Origin of the sequence: Thermobacillus composti KWC4 (assembly GCF_000227705.2) — a bacterium.
GTDB classification, from domain to species: Bacteria; Bacillota; Bacilli; order Paenibacillales; family Paenibacillaceae; genus Thermobacillus; species Thermobacillus xylanilyticus.
In genome coordinates, this window is sequence record NC_019897.1 from 1,164,693 (window position 1) to 1,184,764 (window position 20,072).

At 63.3% G+C, this 20,072-nt stretch carries 20 protein-coding genes and 1 riboswitch; of the genes, 14 read left to right on the forward strand and 6 right to left on the reverse strand.

All coding sequences use genetic code 11. The annotated features are described in order from the left end of the window. Nucleotides 1-57: 57 nt before the first annotated feature. The 4 genes from THECO_RS05400 (at nucleotide 58) to THECO_RS05415 (ending at nucleotide 2,379) form a co-directional block, all read left to right on the forward strand. Nucleotides 58-294: an aspartyl-phosphate phosphatase Spo0E family protein gene (locus THECO_RS05400; protein WP_015254047.1), complete on the forward strand. Its 237-nt coding sequence runs from the start codon at nucleotides 58-60 to the stop codon at nucleotides 292-294. Nucleotides 295-427: 133 nt separating this feature from the next. Beyond that, the gene (locus THECO_RS05405; RefSeq protein ID WP_015254048.1) at nucleotides 428-1,015 is read left to right on the forward strand and encodes a cob(I)yrinic acid a,c-diamide adenosyltransferase; all 588 of its coding nucleotides are present in this window, start codon (nucleotides 428-430) and stop codon (nucleotides 1,013-1,015) included. Nucleotides 1,016-1,021: 6 nt separating this feature from the next. Beyond that, nucleotides 1,022-1,990 (forward strand): RluA family pseudouridine synthase, encoded by a 969-nt coding sequence (locus THECO_RS05410; protein ID WP_198285776.1) that lies wholly within the window; start codon nucleotides 1,022-1,024, stop codon nucleotides 1,988-1,990. Nucleotides 1,991-2,016: 26 nt separating this feature from the next. Next, nucleotides 2,017-2,379: an arsenate reductase family protein gene (locus THECO_RS05415; RefSeq protein ID WP_015254050.1), complete on the forward strand. Its 363-nt coding sequence runs from the start codon at nucleotides 2,017-2,019 to the stop codon at nucleotides 2,377-2,379. A gap of 20 nt (nucleotides 2,380-2,399) precedes the next feature. On the opposite strand, the gene THECO_RS05420 is transcribed toward THECO_RS05415, so the two are convergent. Together THECO_RS05420 and THECO_RS05425 are read right to left on the reverse strand one after the other, a co-directional pair. Beyond that, on the reverse strand, nucleotides 2,400-2,672 hold the full coding sequence (locus THECO_RS05420; protein WP_015254051.1) for a hypothetical protein: 273 nt from the start codon (nucleotides 2,670-2,672) through the stop codon (nucleotides 2,400-2,402). A gap of 52 nt (nucleotides 2,673-2,724) precedes the next feature. Then, on the reverse strand, nucleotides 2,725-3,018 hold the full coding sequence (locus THECO_RS05425; RefSeq protein WP_015254052.1) for a DUF3055 domain-containing protein: 294 nt from the start codon (nucleotides 3,016-3,018) through the stop codon (nucleotides 2,725-2,727). 233 nt (nucleotides 3,019-3,251) lie between these two features. On the opposite strand from THECO_RS05425, the gene THECO_RS05430 reads away from it, so the two are divergent. Beyond that, nucleotides 3,252-4,244, forward strand: coding sequence for an HRDC domain-containing protein (locus THECO_RS05430; protein WP_015254053.1), 993 nt, complete (start codon nucleotides 3,252-3,254; stop codon nucleotides 4,242-4,244). Between the two features lie 93 nt (nucleotides 4,245-4,337). Here the strand turns inward: THECO_RS05430 and THECO_RS05435 are convergent, their stop codons facing one another. Further along, nucleotides 4,338-5,357 carry a zinc dependent phospholipase C family protein gene (locus tag THECO_RS05435; protein WP_015254054.1) on the reverse strand — a complete coding sequence of 340 codons (1,020 nt, stop codon included), beginning with the start codon at nucleotides 5,355-5,357 and terminating at the stop codon, nucleotides 4,338-4,340. Nucleotides 5,358-5,560: 203 nt separating this feature from the next. Here THECO_RS05435 and THECO_RS05440 point away from each other — a divergent pair, with 203 nt between their 5' ends. The 6 genes from THECO_RS05440 to THECO_RS05465 all read left to right on the forward strand — a co-directional run bounded on the left by THECO_RS05440 (nucleotide 5,561) and on the right by THECO_RS05465 (nucleotide 12,850). Beyond that, nucleotides 5,561-6,334 carry an SDR family NAD(P)-dependent oxidoreductase gene (locus THECO_RS05440; RefSeq protein WP_015254055.1) on the forward strand — a complete coding sequence of 258 codons (774 nt, stop codon included), beginning with the start codon at nucleotides 5,561-5,563 and terminating at the stop codon, nucleotides 6,332-6,334. A 31-nt stretch (nucleotides 6,335-6,365) separates the two neighbouring features. Next, complete coding sequence (locus THECO_RS05445; protein ID WP_015254056.1) at nucleotides 6,366-7,781, forward strand: DEAD/DEAH box helicase; 1,416 nt, start codon at nucleotides 6,366-6,368, stop codon at nucleotides 7,779-7,781. Nucleotides 7,782-7,899: 118 nt separating this feature from the next. Continuing rightward, nucleotides 7,900-9,120 (forward strand): S-layer homology domain-containing protein, encoded by a 1,221-nt coding sequence (locus tag THECO_RS05450; protein ID WP_015254057.1) that lies wholly within the window; start codon nucleotides 7,900-7,902, stop codon nucleotides 9,118-9,120. 182 nt (nucleotides 9,121-9,302) lie between these two features. Next, nucleotides 9,303-10,058 (forward strand): ABC transporter ATP-binding protein, encoded by a 756-nt coding sequence (locus tag THECO_RS05455; RefSeq protein WP_015254058.1) that lies wholly within the window; start codon nucleotides 9,303-9,305, stop codon nucleotides 10,056-10,058. Then, complete coding sequence (locus THECO_RS05460; RefSeq protein WP_015254059.1) at nucleotides 10,048-11,286, forward strand: ABC transporter permease; 1,239 nt, start codon at nucleotides 10,048-10,050, stop codon at nucleotides 11,284-11,286. The genes THECO_RS05455 and THECO_RS05460 overlap by 11 nt, the downstream gene beginning before the upstream one ends. A 496-nt stretch (nucleotides 11,287-11,782) precedes the next feature. Continuing rightward, complete coding sequence (locus THECO_RS05465; RefSeq protein WP_015254060.1) at nucleotides 11,783-12,850, forward strand: aminopeptidase; 1,068 nt, start codon at nucleotides 11,783-11,785, stop codon at nucleotides 12,848-12,850. A gap of 95 nt (nucleotides 12,851-12,945) precedes the next feature. Here the strand turns inward: THECO_RS05465 and THECO_RS05470 are convergent, their stop codons facing one another. Beyond that, the gene (locus THECO_RS05470; RefSeq protein WP_015254061.1) at nucleotides 12,946-14,253 is read right to left on the reverse strand and encodes an aminotransferase class I/II-fold pyridoxal phosphate-dependent enzyme; all 1,308 of its coding nucleotides are present in this window, start codon (nucleotides 14,251-14,253) and stop codon (nucleotides 12,946-12,948) included. A gap of 214 nt (nucleotides 14,254-14,467) precedes the next feature. On the opposite strand from THECO_RS05470, the gene THECO_RS05475 reads away from it, so the two are divergent. Then, on the forward strand, nucleotides 14,468-15,253 hold the full coding sequence (locus tag THECO_RS05475; RefSeq protein ID WP_015254062.1) for a helix-turn-helix domain-containing protein: 786 nt from the start codon (nucleotides 14,468-14,470) through the stop codon (nucleotides 15,251-15,253). A 37-nt stretch (nucleotides 15,254-15,290) separates the two neighbouring features. Here the strand turns inward: THECO_RS05475 and THECO_RS05480 are convergent, their stop codons facing one another. Further along, nucleotides 15,291-15,911 (reverse strand): pyridoxamine 5'-phosphate oxidase family protein, encoded by a 621-nt coding sequence (locus THECO_RS05480; RefSeq protein WP_015254063.1) that lies wholly within the window; start codon nucleotides 15,909-15,911, stop codon nucleotides 15,291-15,293. Between the two features lie 116 nt (nucleotides 15,912-16,027). Here THECO_RS05480 and pdxR point away from each other — a divergent pair, with 116 nt between their 5' ends. Continuing rightward, on the forward strand, nucleotides 16,028-17,542 hold the full coding sequence (gene pdxR / locus THECO_RS05485; protein WP_015254064.1) for a MocR-like pyridoxine biosynthesis transcription factor PdxR: 1,515 nt from the start codon (nucleotides 16,028-16,030) through the stop codon (nucleotides 17,540-17,542). Nucleotides 17,543-17,602: 60 nt separating this feature from the next. Here pdxR and asd read toward each other — a convergent pair whose 3' ends face one another. After that, nucleotides 17,603-18,397 (reverse strand): archaetidylserine decarboxylase, encoded by a 795-nt coding sequence (asd, locus tag THECO_RS05490; protein ID WP_015254065.1) that lies wholly within the window; start codon nucleotides 18,395-18,397, stop codon nucleotides 17,603-17,605. A 236-nt stretch (nucleotides 18,398-18,633) separates the two neighbouring features. Here asd and THECO_RS05495 point away from each other — a divergent pair, with 236 nt between their 5' ends. Beyond that, entirely contained in the window at nucleotides 18,634-19,788 is a 1,155-nt protein-coding gene (locus THECO_RS05495) for a glycosyltransferase family 4 protein (protein WP_015254066.1), read from the forward strand. 126 nt (nucleotides 19,789-19,914) lie between these two features. Next, nucleotides 19,915-20,021: riboswitch (TPP riboswitch) on the forward strand. The last annotated feature ends 51 nt before the right edge of the window (nucleotides 20,022-20,072 follow it).

Here is a 20,072-nt window from a genome sequence, read left to right on the forward strand (position 1 = left end):
AACGCGGCGGCAAGCCAATGAACGACCGGGCGACCGGAGGAAGGAGAGATAGCAGGGATGGCCGGCGGCTCAGAATATTCGAACGGTCACCAGGATCACAAGTTCAACGCCGGTCGGTTGACGAATCCCGCCGAAATGCTCGAAGACGAGATCTGCCGATTGCGGCAGCATATGGAGCGCACCTATCTGGAGGAAGATTCGCTCCGTTCGGAACGCGTGATTGAGGTCAGCCGCAAACTGGACAAAAAAATCAACGAGTACATGCGGTACAAACTGCGCTGCTGGAGCGGATAAGGCAGGCGCCCGTTGCCGCAGATCCGGAAGCCGGCGGAATCAGCCGGCTTCTTCCGTTTCGTTTTTGCCTGAAGCGGGATATGTGATATAGTGGAGCAAGATACGGAAGACATGCCATGGGACGGGAGATTGCATGAAGTGGTACACGCGCAAGGGCGATTCGGGCCGGACATCCATCATCGGCGGACGCGTCAGGAAAGATGATGTCCGGGTGGAAGCGTACGGGACGATCGACGAGTTGAACAGTTTCGTCGGCCTGGCGGAAGCCGCGCTTCGCCGCGTGGACCGTCTGGGCGATCTTGCGGATGAGCTGCTCCTGATCCAGCAGGAGCTGTTCGATTGCGGATCGGATCTTGCCTACGCGGACAAGCCGGAAGTCTTCAAGATGAGCATGGAGCCGGTGGAGCGCCTCGAGCGGCAGATCGACGCGCTTGACGGCGAGGCGCCTCCGCTCGCCCGGTTCATCCTCCCCGGCGGGTCGGAGGCGGCCGCGCTGCTGCACGTCTGCCGCACCGTCTGCCGGCGGGCGGAACGCCGCGCCGCGACGCTCGCCGCGGAGAAGCCGGTGAACGATGCGGTGCCGGCGTATCTGAACCGGCTGTCGGACTGGTTCTTCGTCGCGGCGCGCGCCGTCAATGCGCGGCTCGGCGTCCGCGATACGGAATACGCGCGCAGCGCGGACGTGTTCCGCCGGTCCGATCCGCCGGGTTCGGGGAAGTGAAATCCGGTGGATGATACGGTGTACAGCGATCCGATCGAACTGGTCGTGCAACCGGCGGACGACGGCCTTGCCGTTCGGACGGTGCTGCAGAAGCGGCTCGGCGTCTCGCGCAGGCTGCTCACGCGTCTCAAGCGGACGGAAGCGGGCCTGACGGTGAACGGCAGGCGCGCCTTCACATCCGACCGCGTGTCGGCGGGCGACCGGATCGCGCTGCGCATGGAAGCGGAAGCGGCGGACGATGTGCTTCCGCAGGAGATGCCGCTCTCCATTCTCCACGAAGATCCGCATCTGCTGGTACTGGACAAGCCCGCCGGGATCGTCGTGCATCCGACGAAAGGGCATTACGTGAACACGCTGGCGAACGGCGTCGTCCACCATTGGCTGAAACACGGGAAAGCGCACCGTTTCCGTCCGGTGCACCGGCTGGACAAGGATACATCCGGCGTGATCGCCGTCGCCAAGAACGCGTATGTTCATCAGCAGCTCGCGGAGCAGATGAAGCGCGGCCGGATCGGCAAGCGCTACATCGCCTATGTCCGCGGCGCGCCGTCGCCGGCGGACGGCACGATCGACGCGCCGATCGACCGCGACCCTGCAGCGCCGCATCTGCGGATCGTGACGCCGGACGGCTATCCGTCCGTCACGCATTACAGGACGGAAGCCGTTTACGGCGGCGGACGGGCCGCCAAGGTGAGCCTCACGCTCGAGACCGGCAGGACGCATCAGATCCGCGTCCATATGCGGCACATCGGCTGTCCGCTCATCGCGGACGAGCTGTACGGCGGCCATGGAGCCGGCGATCCGGACTGGCTGGCGGCCGCCGTCAAGTCGGCGGGACGCCAGGCGCTGCACGCCGCCGAGCTGGAGCTGACGCATCCGATGACCGGCGAGCGGATGATTTTCGCATCGCCGCTGCCCGACGATTTGCTCCGTCTGGAGCGGTTGCTCAAGTCGCTGGATGATCGCGAATCGTGAACTTTTTTGCATGGGTGGGAATTGCCGTGGGGAATACGTTGAAGGTCTACTATTATCCGAAATGCGGGAGCTGCCGCAGCGCGCTGAAATTTCTGCAGGCGAAGGGCCATGAGCTCAAGCTGCAGGATCTGTTCGGGCAGCCGCCGACCGAAGAAGAGATCCGGGATTGGCTGCGCATCAGCGGACTGGGAATCCGCGCGTTCTTCAATACGTCAGGAGAAGTCTATCGCGAGATGAAATTGAAAGACAAACTTCCGGAGATGAGCGAGGACGAACAAATCCGGCTGCTCGCGTCGAACGGCCGCCTGGTGAAGCGGCCCGTCGTGACGGACGGACGGAAGCTGACCGTCGGGTGGAAGGAAGACGTGTTCGAGGAGACGTGGGGTTGAAAATGGAATGGACCGGGCTTCTAGCGCCGGTCCATTTCATCCGGCATGCCCTGGTCACCCGGATAATCGCGGTCCTGCCGTTCGTGCAGCGTCCGGTTCTCGTAGTCGAATCGGTTCGGATGGCGCTGATCGATCCGGTACGGTTCGCTTTTGCCGAGCGTCTCGGTCAGAAGCGGCGAGCCATAGGCTCCTTCGGGAAATTCCTCGCTTGTCAGGTCGTTGCGCTGCGATTCCACGACGGCAAGATCGGTATGCTCGCTGCGTTTTTCCGGTTTGAAGCCTTCCTTGCTCATGGCGGATGCCTCCCGGAGATGGTATCGTCTGCCGCCTTCAGTATGACCCGGGTCAGTCCGACATATGCGCCGGCCCGATCACGAGGTGCAGGAAGGCCTCGAGTTCCGCCGCTTCCTCTTCCGTCAGCCGGAACGTCTCTTCCAGATAGCCCTCTTCTTCCAGATCGTCCGCTCCGATGATGGCCGTGATCCCCTTCTGCAGGTCGGTCACCAGTTTCTTGCCGTAGAACCGGTTCGTTTTCGTAATCGCCAGGTCGAAACGGTTGAGATTCGGCGTAATGAACGTCACGAACCGCGTCGACGTCTCTTCGGTCGAATCCGAGACGAAATCATAGTTCGGAAGCACCGCTGTCCCCTCCTGTCGCAATGCATATCGTCTATTATACCTTACGGGGACGGCAGCGGAAACGGACGAACGGGGCGGGTGTGACATCTTGTCACTCCAGGCACAATCTGGTATAGTGAAGACAATCGGATAACCGGTCAGGAGGAAGCACCTCGCATCATGGGAGGTGCTTTTTTGTGTTGTTCTCGGGGTTCCGGCCGGCCGTTCCGAACATAATGCGGAGGTGCATGGTCATGCAGCTTGTTTTTCTGAACACGCTGGAGAAACAGTCGGATGAAGGGCGGGTCGTCACGGCGCAGGTGTCGATCGGCGAATCGCAGGGGACGTGGTCCGTCGTCTGGACGGAACCCGGCGGCGGATCGGTTCGGACGGACATCTGGTACGAAGGCTCGTCATGGGAGGAAATGATCTCGACATTCCGGCACGGCATCGCCGTCAAGCTCGGGGAAGGGTATGAACCGGTGCTGGACGGCATGCTTGAAGACCGCAAACCGGCGGCGGGCAGCTACATTTCGATGCTGCAATGCTACGGCGAACTGCATTGCCGGGAGGATCTGTATGGCGCGCTGCGGGAATGGCGCCGCACGAGAGCCGCGGCCGAGCGGAAAGCGCCGTATGCGATCGCGCGGAACAATCTGCTCATGATGATCAGCGCGTTCGTGCCGCAGACGGAAGAAGAGCTGCGCTCCATTCCCGGCTGGGGCGAAGCCAAATCGGCCGCGTACGCCGAGGATGTGCTGACCATCACGCGCGGGTTCGAGCGGCGGACGACGTTCCCGCTGACCTGGGTGCAGGAAGTGCTCGATCCGAAAGCTTATATGAAATGGCTGTACAAACAGAAGGAATTGAAATACAAGACGGAGATGGAGCGCCACCGTACGACGCGCTCGATTCTGCAGGCCGTGCAGGACGGCATGGGGCTTGACGAACTGGCGCAGATGCTCGACATGGATCGGCGGAGGCTGGTGGAGCGGATCGAACAGCTCGACCGCGCGGGGTACGACATGAGTCCGTTGCTCGACAGGGAGATCAGCTCGCTTCCGGAGGATGAGCAGGTGCGAATCCAGGAAGCGATCCGGACGGTCGGCGACAAGTATCTGAAGCCGATCCTGCAGCAGATCTATTCGGAAGCCGATCTGGAGGGCAAGCCGCTCGATTCGATCTACGAGAAGCTGCGTCTGATGCGGATGCGGCTGCGCAAGGGCCAGACGCGCGAAGCGATGTGACTTAAAGGGGGATTGCGGCAGACAATAGGACGCCCAAGGCGCATGCCGCCTGGAGAGCGGTACCGCCTTGGGCGTCCTTCACCGTTCAGTCTGTCAGCCATTGAGCGATTCGTCGGGGTGTGCGCCGCGGCCGTCCGGCCATATCGGGTCCGCGAAACGGATTTCGGCCGTGCCGCACGGAAGGCCGGTCTCGTAGGACCGGTTGCCGATCATTTCGGCCGTCCGCGCGCGCCATTCCGCGATGCGGGCGGGATCGCGGCCGCCATCATCCGCCCGCGCCTCGAGGCGCAGCCACTCCAGCACCGCGCGCATGATCGCGATGCTCTCCTCCATGGCGCGCTCCCACAAATGATCGAACGTGTCGGCATGGCGGGTCGATCCGTCCGTCGGATCGAGCCACGGTCTGCCCGCTTCGTTCAGCACATCGAGTTCCGGAACCCGGCGCTTGTAAACAAGCGGTTCGATTTTGCCGAACGTGAGGATGCGCCGGATGCCCGTCGGATCATGGAACAGCCGCTGCGCGCCGATCATGTCGCGATAGGCCCGGTTCCAGTCTTCCCGGCGGATGCCGCCGGCCAGATCCGGGTAGTACCGTGCGGCGATCCGTACGAAAGCGTCGACGACCGCGTCGGGCAGCGCGCCGCCCGCATCCAGTTCGCGCCATACCGGCGTGCGCCATGTCTCGATGCCGAGTTTCCGGCGGACGACGAGCGTGTCCATCATCACTTCGAACCGTTGATGGTCCCATTTGCGGAAGCCGGAACGGCTGAATACGTATGGGTGCATGTTCCGGTCCAGCGTATGATGCATCACGAACCCGAGCGCGTAGACGACAGCGTCGTCCGGATTGCCGCGTTCGGCGGACCTCCCGGACACGCCGTCCAGCAGTTCCATCAGGACGGGGCCGCAATGCCGGCTGTGCATGGCGCTCCCGAGCCGGTTCATCGCATCCCCGCGTTTCCAAGGCAAATAGTTGTGGTAGAACAGAAAATCCGGTCCCTGACACCCCATTTGAAACAGATTGCGCTTCCTCGTATCTTCGATCATGTTCCGTTCGCCGATCCGCTCCAGCACTTCCCGGCCGAACAGCAGATGCGTCCAGATGTTGGGCATGCCGTCCCTCCTTCGCTGCTGCCGATCTGCAGCACGTCCCTTCGTGATCCGTCCTCCGATCGTCCTTGTACGCATCGTACCATGAATCCGGTGCCGTGTGGAGACATATGCGGGCGCAGGGTCTTGCCTCGGCTGCCGCACATCGCGGAGCTTTTTGCCAATCGGGCGCGGTTGCAGTACACTGTTCGCAGGAGGCGACCGATATGCTGAAAGACAAAATTGTCTGGATTACCGGCGCGGGCAGCGGCATCGGCGCCGAGACGGCGAAGCAGCTCGCAAGCCGGGGCGCGGTGCCGATATTGACCGGCCGGAATGAAGAGCGGCTGCGCAGGACGGCCGCGGAGATCGGCGCGGGATGCGGCGTCTACCGGCTGGATGTGACGGACAACGGACAGGTGCAGGACGTGGCGCGGCGGATCCAGGCGGATTTCGGCCCCGTCGACGTGCTGGTCAACAACGCCGGATTCGGCATTTTCGAAATGTTCCGGGATGCGCTGCTCGATCATATTGAATCGATGATGGATACGAATTACATGGGCATGGTCCGCTGCACGAAGGCGGTGCTGCCGTCATTCCTCGCGCGGCGAGAGGGACATATCGTCAACATCGCGTCCATCGCGGGCAAATTCGCCACGCCGAAATCGGCCGGCTACACCGCCTCGAAACATGCGGTGCTCGGGTTCACGAACGCGCTCAGGCTGGAGCTCAGGGGGACCGGAATCGCCGTGTCGGCGGTCAACCCCGGTCCGATCGACACGCCGTTCTTCGAGATCGCCGATCCGGACGGCCATTATGTGCGCAATGTGCGCCGGTTCATGTTGAAGCCGGAGAAGGTGGCGGCGAAGATCGTGAAGGTGATCGAGACGCGCAAGGCGGAGGTCGATCTGCCGCTGGCTGCGGCGTTCGGGGTCAAACTGTACCACATGTTTCCGCGAATCGGCGACAAGATCGCCGGCACATGGCTGAACCGCAAATAGCAACGGAACGGAAATTGACGGGAGGAACATCATGGAGAAGGAATGGACATCGCTCGGCGTGAGGCCGTCGCTGGCCGGACGGCTTAAGGAAGCCGGACTGACCGAACCGGCGCCGGTGCAGGCGGCGGCAATTCCGGTCATGCTGGAAGGCCTCGACGTCTGCGTCCGGTCGCATACGGGCAGCGGCAAGACGCTGGCCTATCTGCTGCCGGCGCTGCAGCGGATCGAGACGGACAAGCCGGAACTGCAGGCGCTCGTCATGGCGCCGACGCAGGAACTGGCGATGCAGATCGTGCGCGAGGCCGAACGTTTCGGCGGCCCGGAAGGCGTGCGCGTGCAGCAGCTGATCGGCGGCGCGTCGGTGAGCCGCCAGATCGACGGACTGAAGCGCAAGCCGCATCTCGCCGTCGGGACGCCGGGCAGGCTGCATGAACTGCTCAAGATGCGCAAGCTCAAGCTGCACGGGACGAAGCTGGTCGTGCTGGATGAGGCGGACCAGATGTTCGCGCTCGGCTCGACGAAGGAACTGGAAGCGGTGCTGGACGCCGTGTCCGGGGACCGGCAGCTCGCGTTCTTCTCGGCCACGCTGCCGCCGGAGACGTCGGCGCTGGCGGAGCGGTTGATGCGGGAGCCCGTCCGGATCGATCCGGCTCCGGAGAGCCGCCTGCCCGGCTCGATCCGGCACTATGCGGTGCGTGCGGAACGGCGCGCCCAATTCGATACGGCGAAGCGGCTGCTGCATGCGCTGCGCCCGTCATCGGCGCTGATCTTCTTCGATCAGACGGACCAGATCGCGCATTGGGAGGCGCGGCTGCGGTATGAAGGGTTTGCGGCCGGCGCATTGTACGGCGACGCGGACAAGCTGACCCGGTCACAGACGCTCGACCGGCTGCGGGACGGCCGGCTGCGCATCGTGTTGACAACGGATGTCGCGGCCCGGGGCATTGACATCCCGGAGCTTGAGCTCGTCGTCAGCCTCGGCGTGCCGACGGATGCCGAGCGCTACATCCACCGCGCCGGGCGAACCGGCCGCATGGGCCGGGAAGGGACGGTCGTCTCGCTGGTCGATCCCCGCGATTGGCCCCGGGTCGGGAAGCTGATGCGCAAGCTCGGCATCGCGATCGGGGAGCGCGAGCTGTACGGCGGACAATTGATCGATCCGTCCGAGCGGAAGCGCGATGCGCATTCCCGACCGGCCGCGGGCAAACCCGCCGCGCGGCGGGCGGAGATGCAGCCGGTCAAGCCGGCCGAAGAGGCGGGAGAGAAGGGAGCGGGCGCAGAAGCGGCGAATGCGGCGGCCCGGCACCGTGCGGCGGTTTCCCGTCCGGAATCCCGCGCCGGCAAAGGCAATTCAAGCCGGCGCGAACGCGAACTCGACCGGAAGAACAAAGGGGCGCCGCGGTGGCTGAAGGCGAAATGGGAGAGCGAGCGGCAATCGACGAAATGACATGATTTTCGCCCTCCCCCCTGAAAAGCTCGAATGGTTCCGAATGTTGTACACGAACGACCCGGCGCGCTGGTCGGATGATACACACCATTCGATCAGGGAGGAGGATGCAGCAGCGATGCATAGCTCTGCATGGAGAAAAACCGTAATTTCGGCTCTGGCCGTCATGACATTATTCGGAGGTGCCGCTTCGGCTTTTGCGGACGGCAAAGGCAAGGGGCATGACAAAGACAACAAGGGACACAACGGCCATTCGCACGAAAAGAAGCCGTCGGATCGCAAAACTTCGAACGAGATCGTCATCCGGCTGCAGTTCAAAGACGAGCAGGAGATGAAATGGGCGCTGGTTCCGATCATGCGTCTGGCTTCGAAAGGCGTCTTCACCGGCTACGAAGACGGCACGTTCAAGCCGCATCAGACGGTCTCTCGCATCGAGGCGCTGACGGCCGCCGTCCGGATGATGGGGCTGCGCGAACAGGCCGAGTCTGAAGAAGAAATGCGCACGGAGCTGCATTTCAAGGACGCGAACAAGATCGTCAAGCAGTATCCGTGGGCTGTCGGATATGTGGCGGTCGCGGTGGAGAACGGGCTGTTCTCCGAAACGGAAGACAAGGTCCATCCCGACAAACCGGCCGACCGGCTGTGGGCGACCATGCTGCTGGTCAAGGCGCTCGGTCTGGAAGATGAAGCGCAGGCCAAGCATAATGCCTCGCTGCCGTTCCGCGATGCGAAGGACATTCCGGCAGGCGCAGTCGGCTATGTGGCCGTCGCCATTGAGAAAGGGTTGATCACCGGCTACCAGGACCGCACGTTCAAGCCGAACCGGCCGGTTACGCGGGCCGAACTCGCGGCGCTGCTTGACCGCACGGACAGCCAGATTCCGGATGAGCGGACGGTTTCCGGCGTGGTGAAGGCGGCGACGAACGGCGCCATCGTTGTCACCAAGTCGGACAATACCGATGTCGTGCTGCCGGTCGCTGCCAATGCGTTCATTTTCCGCGGCGGCGCGAAGGTTGATGCTTCCGCCCTGAGAGCGGGCGACAAGGTGTTTGTTCTCACTTACAACGGCGAGGCGGTGTTCATTGAAGTGACGCAGCCCGCTTCGCAATCGAACGCGTTCACGGATGCCGGTATCCTGAATTCGGTCACCTTGAACGCGGAAGGCCGGCTGTCGACGATTTCGCTGACGAAGAATACCGACAGCGGCACGCTTGCCGTCATTTACAACGTGGCGAAGGACGTCCAGATTGTCGGTGACGCTTCGCAGCTTACTGCCGGACGTTACATCGAAGTATCCGGCGCGGATTCGACGGTGACGAAGATTACAATCAAAGCTTGAGAAAGCTCTCGAGCTGATGGAGTGAACAAGGGGCTGCCCGTCTGCCGTCCGCCCGCCGCGGACGAAGAAGGTGCAGCCCCTTTTGCCGCGGATCATGCATGGCATGCGGAAGCTTGCGCTTCCATTTTTTGAACCGGATGAACCAAGTCCGGTATAATGTAGGAGACATGGCAGGTGATCATATGGAGCCGCTTGTCGAGGTTAAGGAGCTGTCGGGCGGTTACAGTCCTCGTCGGCCCGTGCTGCACGGTTTGACCTTCACGGTCGCGCCGGGTGAGATCGTCGGGCTGATCGGACTCAATGGCGCCGGCAAGAGCACGACGATCCGCCATCTGCTCGGGTTGATGGAGCCGTTCGAGGGGACGGTCCGGATCGGCGGCGTCACGCTGGAGGAAGATGCGGAACGGTATCGCCGGTCTTTCGCCTATGTGCCGGAGACGCCGCTGCTGTTCGACGAACTGACGGTGCAGGAACATTTGCGGCTGACGGCGATGGCCTATGACATCGATGAATCGACATATGTCGAACGGGCGGAGCGTCTGCTCGACGAGTTTCGCATGGCGGACAAGCGTTCCGCTTTTGCGGCGCATTTGTCCAAAGGCATGAAGCAGAAAGTGATGATCATGAATGCGCTGCTCGCCGCGCCGCCGCTCTATATCATTGACGAGCCGTTCCTCGGGCTCGATCCGCTCGCCATGCGGTCGCTGCTCGAACGGCTGAACGAGGAGAAACGCTCCGGCTCCGCCATCCTGATGAGCTCCCACATCCTGTCGACGCTCGAAGCGTACTGCGACCGCTATCTGCTGCTTCACGACGGGCGGCTGCTCGCTTCGGGCACGCTTGAAACCTTAAGGGAAATGGCCGGAATGCCCGGCGCGTCGCTCGAACGGTTGTTTTTCCGGTTCATCGCCCCGGAAAGGAATGCGTATGGAAGCTGATTTGGAGGCGCTGCGCCGCAAGCGGGCGGAAGCATGGCGCAAGGCCGTGACTCCCTATGTCCGCGACATGGCGCGGAGCGGGTTTCCCTCGGTCGCGGTGCTGGTTGCGCTTGCGGCCTTGAGCGGCTATACGGCGTTTCTGGAAAATGTCCCGCCGGGTTTCCCGATAGCCGCCGTCGGAGCGGCGCTCATGACGCTGCTGCTCGTCCGGTCGCCGCTGCGCACCCATCTGCGGCCGGCGGACGCCGTCTTCCTGATGCCGCGCGAGCATGAGATGGAGCGGTACATGAAGGCCGCCAGGCGGAGCGGGTACCTCTCCGGCAGCGTGCTGACGCTCGCCGTCTGGCTGCTCTACGCGCCGCTCTACGGTCAGAGCGGCGCACCGACGGGGGCGGCTGCGCTCGTCCCTGCGCTGCTCGTCCTGAAGGCGGCGAATGACGCCGGCGCCTGGCAGGAGCGCCGCATGGCCCGCGAGACTGCGCGGCGGCTGTGCCGGCTGCTTCGCACGGCGCTGACGCTGGCGGCGGTCTGCGCGCTGCTTACGAAGCCGCTCATTGCCGCGCTCGGCTTTGCGGCCGCGGCCGCCGCGCTTCAGGCTGCCGTCTGCCGTCTGCCGGCCAGGCACCGGTTCCCGTGGCAGCGGCTATTCGATGAAGAAGCGCGGACGCGGCGGCGATACGAGCGGTTTTTCCGCTCGTTCACCGATCTGCCGTCGGAGGCGGAAGCGCCGGCCCGGCGGCCGTATGCGGCCTGGATCGCCGGTTATATTCGGCACAGCCGGGTAAATACATACTTGATGCTTTATACGTTGACGCTAATCCGCACCGACATCGGCGGCATGTTGATCCGGCTGACCGCCGTCGGCGCGCTGGCCGGCGCGGTCACCGGCGCAAGCGGAGCCCTGGCGGGCTGGGCGGGGGCGCTTGTCTCCTGGCTGTTCGCGCTGGCGGCCGGGGTGCAGGCGGGAACGGTGCGCCATGCGCACCGGCATGCGGTGTGGCGGCACCTGTACCCGCTCCCCGAGGACGGGCGCAGGCGCGCCGCCGTGCGCGTCGCAGCGGCCGCGCACTTCGCCGGCGCCGTGCCGCTCGGCCTCGCCGCCGGGCTGTCTGCGGCGCTTGACGGCCGGTACGCGCCGGCCCTGGCGGCGCTGGCCGGCTGCCTGGCGCTCGTGCCGGCGACGGCGTTCCGCCTGCGCCGGAAAATGGAGCGGGAGGCGGCGGAGTAGACGCGCGGCCCGGCCCGTCCGGGGCCGGGTGCGGGCGGTTTTGGCGCCGCGCGCAAAGGAACGCGGTTCCGTTGGCGGGGTGCGCCGGCTTGCGCGGGTGGACGTTAACGGAACGTGGTTCCGCTATTCCCTGTCTCAGGATTCGCCGTGCAACTTCACGCTGTCTGCAACAGTACCGAGTTGACGATACCGGGCTTGGCGCGAAATACCGTTATTGGCTCCGGCGAAAGGGGAAGCAGGCCAAATAACGGCACGAAATGCCGTTAAACGCCGTCGCGGCAGGCCCGGACGGCTTCACCGCCGCAATTAACGGCATGAAATGCCGTTATCGGCCCCGGTGCAAGGGGAGACAGGCCAAATAACGGCACGAGATGCCGTTATCGGACCTGGCAAAGCGGGTAAACAGCAAAATAACGGCGCAAGATGCCGTTCATCACTGCGCCGGCCGGATCACCGTCAACGTACATATCCAGAAACATGGCAAGGAGGCGTTCACATGCGCGATCCGCGAGTGGAACAGTTGGCCAAGGTGCTCGTCGGCCATTCGATCAAGGCGAAGCCCGGCGAGAAGGTGCTGATCATCGGTGCCGCCGAGACGGCGCCGCTGATCAAGGAGACGTACCGCCAGGTGCTGCGGGCGGGGGCCCATCCGATTCTGCAGGTGGGCCTTGCGGAGCTGGACAAAATCTTCTTCGACGAAGCAAGCGAAGCGCAGCTTCAGGACATCGAAGTGATGGAATGGCTGTATCATCGGGCGGACGCCGTCATCCGCATTCTCGGCGGCGCCAACAACAAGGAGCTGACCGGCGTCGACCCGCAGAAACTGACCGCCCGCCGGCGCGCGACGGCGAAGCTGTCCGAATATTTGATGAAAGGCGGCGCGCGCTGGGTGTTGACGATGTTCCCGACGCAGGCGCAGGCGCAGGACGCCGAAATGTCGCTGGAGGAATACGAAGACTTCGTCTTCTCGGCGACCAACGTCGACTATGCGGAAATGGAGCGCTCGATGAAACAGGCGGCCGAGCGGTTCGACCGCGCGAGCAAAGTGCGGATCGTCGGCAAGGAGACGGATCTGACCGTCGACATCGCGGGCCGCAAAGGCATCGTCTGCGCCGGGGAGCACAATGTGCCGGACGGCGAAATCTTCTATTCGCCGAACCATCTGCTCACCGAAGGCCATATTTACTATGATTGGCCGACCGTCTACAACGGCCGCGAGATCAGCGGCATCCGGCTCGTGTTCGAGAAGGGCCGCGTGACCCGGGCGTCCGCCGAGAAAGGCGAGGACGCGCTGCTGGCTGCGCTCGACACGGACGAAGGGGCGCGCTACCTCGGCGAGCTCGGCATCGGCATGAACTTCGGGATTACGCGTCCGACGAAGGACATCCTGTTCGACGAGAAAATCGGCGGCTCCGTCCATCTCGCGCTCGGCCGCGCCTACGAGGAAGCGGGCGGCGGCAACCAATCCGCCATCCACTGGGACATGGTGAAAAACCTGAAAGACGGCGGCGAGATCTACCTCGACGGCGAATTGGTGCAGAAGGACGGCAAGTGGCTGTTCTGATCCCCCATCCGGCAAACATGAAACCCGCGGTGAGCGGAGCTTGCAACGAATGCAATGCGCCGTCCCGCGGGTTTTTGCGTTTACGTAATGAAGTTTCAAGCCCGGCCTTCCTTGACGTCGAGCACGGCCCGATGGATCGTGTCAAACAACTCCTCAATATGCTCTTCTTCGATGCACGAGAACGCGACGCGCAGATCCGTCTCGCCCAGCGCGATCGTGCCGACGCCATAGGCGTCGAGCAGCCGCTTCCGCACCTGCTCGGCGGAAACGCCGTTCAGCTTCAGGCACATGAAGTATCCGGAGTTGAACGGGTAATAGTCCCACGCGCCCGCGTACCGGCCGCTGTCGAGCAGCTCTTTCACGCGGTTTGCGCGCCCCTTCATGATGTTGTACTTCTCGAGCTTCTGCGTGTCGAACTCCGGCGACTGCAGCGCGCGCAGCACGAACGTCTGCGAAGGATGCGGACCGCTCGAAATCGTGGCGCGGATGATGCCGAGCGTCTTCTGCTCCAGGGCGTCGAGCAGCGCTTCGGACTCCGACGCGAACGTAATGAATCCGACACGGAAGCCCCAGACATATTCTTCCTTCGTGGCTCCGTCGACTTTCACGGGCAGGACGCGGGGGTGCAGACCGGCCAGCTTGCCGAACAGCGATTCGTGCAGCGAATCCTCGAAGAACAAGGCGAAATAGGCGTCGTCCGTCACGGCCACGACGTTTACGCCGGCTTCGGCCGCGTCCCGGATGGCGGCGACGATCTCGTCCCCCTCTTCGCGGGTCGGCGTGTATCCCGTCGGATTGTTCGGGAAGTTCAGGATGACGATCGCCTTGCCGCTGCGGTTCCTGCAGGACAGAAGCGCGTCGCGCAGCCCGGCGCTGTTGAACTTGTTCCGCTCGTCGTACAGCGGATAATTCACAATCTCGGCGCCGCGGCGGATGCCGAAGGTCAGCTCGTAGTTCTCCCAATTTTTATCGGGGATGATCACCGCGTCGCCCGGGCCGGCGAACAGGTCGGCGACGATGCTGAGGCCGTGCGTGAGCGCGTTCGTCGCGATCGGCAGGCCGAACGACTTGCCCGCGAGCGACGGATTGTCCTTCAGCATCTTCTCGCGCCATGCCTTGCGCAGGTCGGGTTTGCCGGCCGGCGGGGCATAGTCGTACAGATCCTTCGGTTCATATTCGGAGAGCGTCCGTTGGATGACGTCGAGGTGCATCGGCACCCCCTTCTCCAGCGCGATGCCGATCGTCGCGTTGAAGCGGTTCGCCTTCGCGCGCGCCTCTGCAGACTGGCTCAGAATCCCTACTTTCGGAAAATAGATCGCCCGTCCCAAATCCGACAACATGGCATAAACGTGGGCGTTCTCGCGTTCAATCGTCTCATTCAGTTGTCTGGCTTGCGGATTCATGGTCAATCGTTCCTCGCATCCTTTCCGTAGAAGCTGTCGTCCGGGCAGCCGGACAACGTCCGATGCCGAATATTATAACATCCCGGATGCCCGAAACGCCATGAATTTCCGAACAATGGCCCGCGGTTTTCCCCGGACCGGTTGTGTTGCGCGCCGTTTTGCGGCTGATGTATGATGGGTTCAGAACGATGCGGACATGAAATGAGGTGGTCACATGCTGAAACTGTCACCGAATTCGCTTGTGCTGCTGCCGGCGCTGGCCAAAATCAGCTGTGAGCCGAACTGGCGCTGGCAGAAACGGGAGAAGCCGATGCCCAATTACGATCTGTTCTACGTCTGGAGCGGCCAGGGATGGCTGGAACTGAACGACAAGACGTACGAGATCGGCAAGGGCAGCTGCTTCCTGTTCCGTCCGGGCGACCACCCGACCGCGACGCACAATCCGCAGAAGCCGCTCGTGCTGACCTATATCCATTTCGATGTAACGGAACCGGTCGAGATCATTCCGAAATCGTACCGGGTGCTTCAGGAGACGGTCGAGTTCGAACATCTGCTGTCCCGGTATGTACGCATGTTCCTCATCAAGACTTACGCTGCCGAGGAAGAAGCGCGGCTCATCCTCAAATTGCTGCTTATCCATCTGCTGCGCGAGGACTACGGCCAGCCGCCCGAGAAAAAAGCAAGCAATCATCTGACCGAGACGATTCACGAGATCGCGAACTACATCCGCCAGCATCCGGGCATGCAGCACCGCGTCGAGGATCTCGCGAGACGCGCCAACCTGTCGCCGCGCTATTTCGCGATCAAGTTCAAGGAGCTCACCGGCATGTCGGTGCAGCAGTTCCTGATCCGCTCCCGGATCGAACGCGCGCAGCATCTTCTGATGCACACCGGGATGAATGTGACGGAAGTGGCGGATGCGCTCGGGTATCGGGACATCTTTTTCTTCAGCAGGCAGTTCAAACAATATACGGGCAAGAGTCCGTCGGAAGTCCGGTAACGTAAGCCGTCCGCCGCAATCCCGCAGGCAGGCGGCTTTATTGTTGCGGTGCGCCCGGGCGGTACCGCTCCATCAGACCGGCTGTCTCCCGATCGAGCGGAAGTCCGCGCTCCAACAGTCCGGCGGTAACCGCCGAACGTTCCTTGTCCGACAAGTTCTGGCCGAATTTGAACTTGGCGGTGATGGAACTCGGCACGAGTTTCAGGACGGCGACGCTTTTCAGCCGCGGGGCGTAGCGCGGATCGTCCGGACGGATCGGTTCATAACCGCCTTCCGGCTGCAGTTTCTTCATCATCGCTTCGAGGGCCATGGCTTTCTCCGCAATGTCTTCGACGATTTCGATGCGGCCCGCGATCAGCACCGATTTGAAATAGGCCGACGCCGGACAGGCCATGACCGGATCGGTAAAATAGGACGGAATGATCGCATACTCCCTGGCGACGGCGAAGGCCGCGTGCGGATTGCTGCGGATCGCGTCCATTTTGTCTCCGGCCCGGCTTCCGTGGAAGTAGACCGCACCGTCCGCATACACGAAATTGAGCGGCGTGATGCTCGGCCGTCCGTCCGGGCGGACCGCCGACAGAAAGCCGAAGCTCGATTCCTCCAGAAACTGCTCGATTTCCCGTTGATCCGTCATTTCAAATTCTCGTCTTCTCATTCCGGAATCCCCCTTTCGTGTGAAATCGATCATAAACTGACGATTGACAGAACAAAAGTGCCATTTCATAGTGAGAAGAACAGGTCCATTTTCAAAGGGTGTCGGGGGGAAACGAAATGAGCGGTTTCGAGATCGCGGTCAAACCGCTGTATTTGAGGTTTTTGCGGGAAGGATACGGCAAACGCGATGCCCTCTACGAGGCGATCCGCGCCGCGATGCTGGCGGGGGCGGTGCCGGAAGGCGCGCGTCTGCCGGCCACCCGGCTGCTCGCCGCTTCGTTCGACGTTTCCCGGGGAGTGGCAGCGGCCGCTTACGACATGCTGCATGCGGAAGGCTATGTGCGGACCGCCGTCGGTTCGGGAACGTATGCGGCGTACCGCGCCCCGGTCGGCGGCCTGATCAAGGAGACGGCGGATCCGGTTCATCCGGCGGGCACGGAGAACGCGCGAACGGGTAAGGTGCAGCTGTCCTCGCTTGGCAGGCGGGTCGTTGCCGCGGGCAGGCGCATGGAGCTTTCCCTGAATGACCGGGTGCCGTATGATCTGCGGATCGGACAGCCGGTGATTGCGGATTTTCCGTATGATGATTGGAAGCGGGCTGTCTATGCGGAGATTCGCCGTTTTCCGGGAAGGCTGCAGGAAGACGCTTTTCGGGCCGAAGGCCATGAACCGCTGCGCAGCGCGATTGTCCGCCATCTGGTGACATCGAAGGGCATAAGGGCCAATCCGGAACAGGTCGTCGTGACGAACGGATCGATGCAGGCGCTCGCGCTGATCGCGATGCTGCTGCTCGATCCGGGGGATCCTGCCGTCGTCGAGGACCCGGGCTATCCGGGGACGTGGACGTCGGTCGAGACGGCCGGCGGGAGACTCATCGCGGCGAAGGTGGACCGGAGGGGCATTGTGCCGGAAGACTGGCCGGCGCGGCTGCTGTTCGTGACGCCGAGCCGGCAGTTCCCGACCGGCGGCGTATTGCCGATGGAACGGCGCGCCGCATTGCTGGATTGGGCGGCGCGGCGCAATGCCGTCATCGTCGAAGACGATTACGACAGCGAGTTCCGCTGGGGCGGGCGGCCGGTGGAACCGCTCAAGGCGATGGACCAGGGCGGCTGCGTGATTTATATCGGCACGTTCTCGCGGACGATGTTGAGGGATGTCCGAATCGGCTATGCGGTGTTGCCCGATGGGCTCGTCGAGCCGTTTCGCCGCGCGAAGGCATGGACCGAGCCGCATCCGACGGATCTGATCTGGCAGCGGGCGCTTGCACGCTTCATGGCCGCGGGCGCGTATGCCCGCCATTTGCGGCGCATGCAGCGCATTTGCGGGACGAGGATGCAGCGGTTCCGCGAACGGCTGGAGAAGCTGCCGGGAGAGCCCTTCGACTGGTATCCGTCCGTCAGCGGGATGCATGTTTACGGCGAATGGCGCAGGGACCCCGGCGAATACGACGCGTTCCGGGCGGCATGTCTGGAGCGGGGCGTCGTCTGGACGGACGGGGATCGGTATCGGCTCACACCGCCCGTAAGGCGCAGCGCGATGTTCGGCTTCGCCCATCTCGACGACCGGACGATGGACGCTGCCGCGGAACGGATGGCGGATGCGCTGCTGCGCCTGCGCGGCCGGCGGCGCTAGGCGTCGTACCGAAAGGGCGTCGGCGGCTTCGCAAGGATGGGATCGCGGCGCCCGGAGCGTTCAGGATTTGTTCTGCAGCAGGCGGCCGAGCGCCTCGCCCATGCGGACTTTGGCGCCGGGCGCCAGATCGCTCCGCGGTTCGAATGTTCCGTTCTCGGTGAGCAGGACGACAGTCGAGCCGAATTCGAACCAGGCCAGTTCGCCGCCGCGGCTGAGCCGGTCCGCCTTCGGATCGGCGTAGCGGATGCCGCTGACGTTGAGCGCGCCGACTTTCACGACCGCCGTCTCGCCCGTTTCATGGCGGATATATGTGACAAGGCGTTCGTTCCGGCTGAGCACCCGCGGCATGTGGGTGAGGCCGAAGTCGTTGACGGGATATACGCGTCCCGGCAGATGATGGCGTTCGACGACGACGCCGTCCACCGGCGAATGGATGCGGTGGTAGTCGGACGGACTCAGGTAGAGCACGATGCCGTATCCGTTCCGGTAGCTCTCCGCGCGCGGACTAAAGCCGAGCAACTCGTCGATCGTGTAGTCCTGGCCTTTCACGTTGAAGATCGTTCCCTGGCGGATCGGTCCCATGCCGGTGATCCGCGCGTCGACCGGACTGACCAGAACGCCGGGCGCATCATCGACCGGACGGGCTCCCGGTTTCAGCCGGCGGGTGAAAAACTCGTTCAGCGTCGCATAGTCCCCGATCGCTTTCTCCGCTTCTTCCACCGCGATGCCGTAGACGCGCGCGAATCGCGGTATGAGCAGCCTGCTGGCCGGCGAGTGCGCGAATCGGCCGGCGAGACGGGAGATCCATTTCCGCGAACCCAGTTCCGTGAGCGTTCTCAGCAGCCATTTGCTCAACTCCGCTTGCTCCTTCCGTGGGCTTTTGCCGCCTAGTGTGCCACAATGCCGGGGACAAATCAATAGACCGATGGACGCGGAAGATTCATAGATGCCGTACATTTCCGTACGCGGGAGCCGGGATCCGGTGCGCCGGATGCGCCGACCAATCGCCCGCCCATGGGGAGCCGCCGTGTCCGGCCGGACATTTGCCGTATATGTTGCTGGCAGGACTCATGCGAGAGGAGGTCGGGCCGATGGCGGTGCCCAGGGTGGCCTTCGTCACGCCCGGATCGTTCGCCATCCCTTCGCCCAAGGGAAGTTCGGTCGAACGCGTCATCGAATACCTCGCCCCGCGTCTGGACCGGCGGCGGTTCGAGCCCCGGATCTACGGCCGGACGGGACGCGGGCTTTCCCGCGTCGGTTCGCTCGGCGGCGTGCGGATCGAGCGTTTTCCGGCCGCCGACAAGAAGGCGTATGTGCGCGCGGTCGGCACGGCGATGCGGAAGTTCCGTCCAACCCTGATCCAGGTGGAGAACCGTCCGCTGTACGTGCTCCGGTTGAGGCGGCGTTTTCCCCGAACAAAAATTTGGCTCAGCCTCCAGTCGAAAACGTTCATCGGGAAGCGGTACATCAGCAGATCGGCGCTGAAACGGAGTCTGGCCGCGGCCGACCGCGTGCTTGTCAACAGCCATTGGCTGCGCCGGACGGTAGCGGAGATGGTGCCGGAAGCTGCGGACAAGCTGCGCGTCCTCCATTTGGGCGTCGACATCGACCGGTTCCGGCCGCCGGACGACCCGGGGAGCGGCGAGCGAAGGCGGCGGCTGCGCGAAGACCGCGGTTGGACGGACCGGACGGTCGTCCTGTTCATGGGCCGGCTCATCCCGCGCAAGGGCGTGCATCATCTGCTGGCCATCCTGCCGAAGCTGGCCGAGGCGCATCCCGACGTGCTGCTCGTCATCGTCGGTAGCCCGTTCTACGGTTCCCATCGGGATACGGCGTACTCGCTGCGGCTGAAGAGAATGGCGCGCGCGATGAAGCGGCACGTGCTGTTCGTTCCGTATGTGCCATACACGAAAGTGCCCGACTGGTTCCTCGCCGCCGATATCGCGGTCGTGCCGTCGAAGCCGGGCGAGGCGTTCGGCCTTGTCAACGTCGAGGCGATGGCGAGCGGGCTGCCGGTCGTCGCCTCCCGGGTGGGCGGCATCGTCGAGGTGGTCGAAGACGGCGAGACGGGGTATCTTGTTAACCCTGCGAACATGGAGGCGGAACTGCTGGACCGGATCGGCGCGCTCATCCGCGATCCGGAGTTGCGCAGCCGAATGGGCGCGGCCGGCCGGAAGCGCGTCGAGGAAAAGTTCACGTGGCAGCGCACCGCCGAAGCTTGGATGGAGCTGTACGAGCGCGGATAGGCGGCGCCGGGGGGGGTGCCGTGAGCGGCTGTAACGTGGATGGCACGTTACAGCGTCTGCGGGCGGTGCTCAAATGAATTCACAACTCCGGTTGACAGTTGCAGGAAACTCCCGTATAGTCTAAGGCGAATCCACTAGGGGCGCCCTTGCGGGCTGAGATAAGGCGAATCCGCCTTGGTCCCTTTGAACCTGATCTGGGTAATGCCAGCGTAGGAAAGTGGGAAGGCTTCGGAATTCGGAATACGATGCAGCGTGCACCCGGCGTGCCAACGGACCGCCGTATG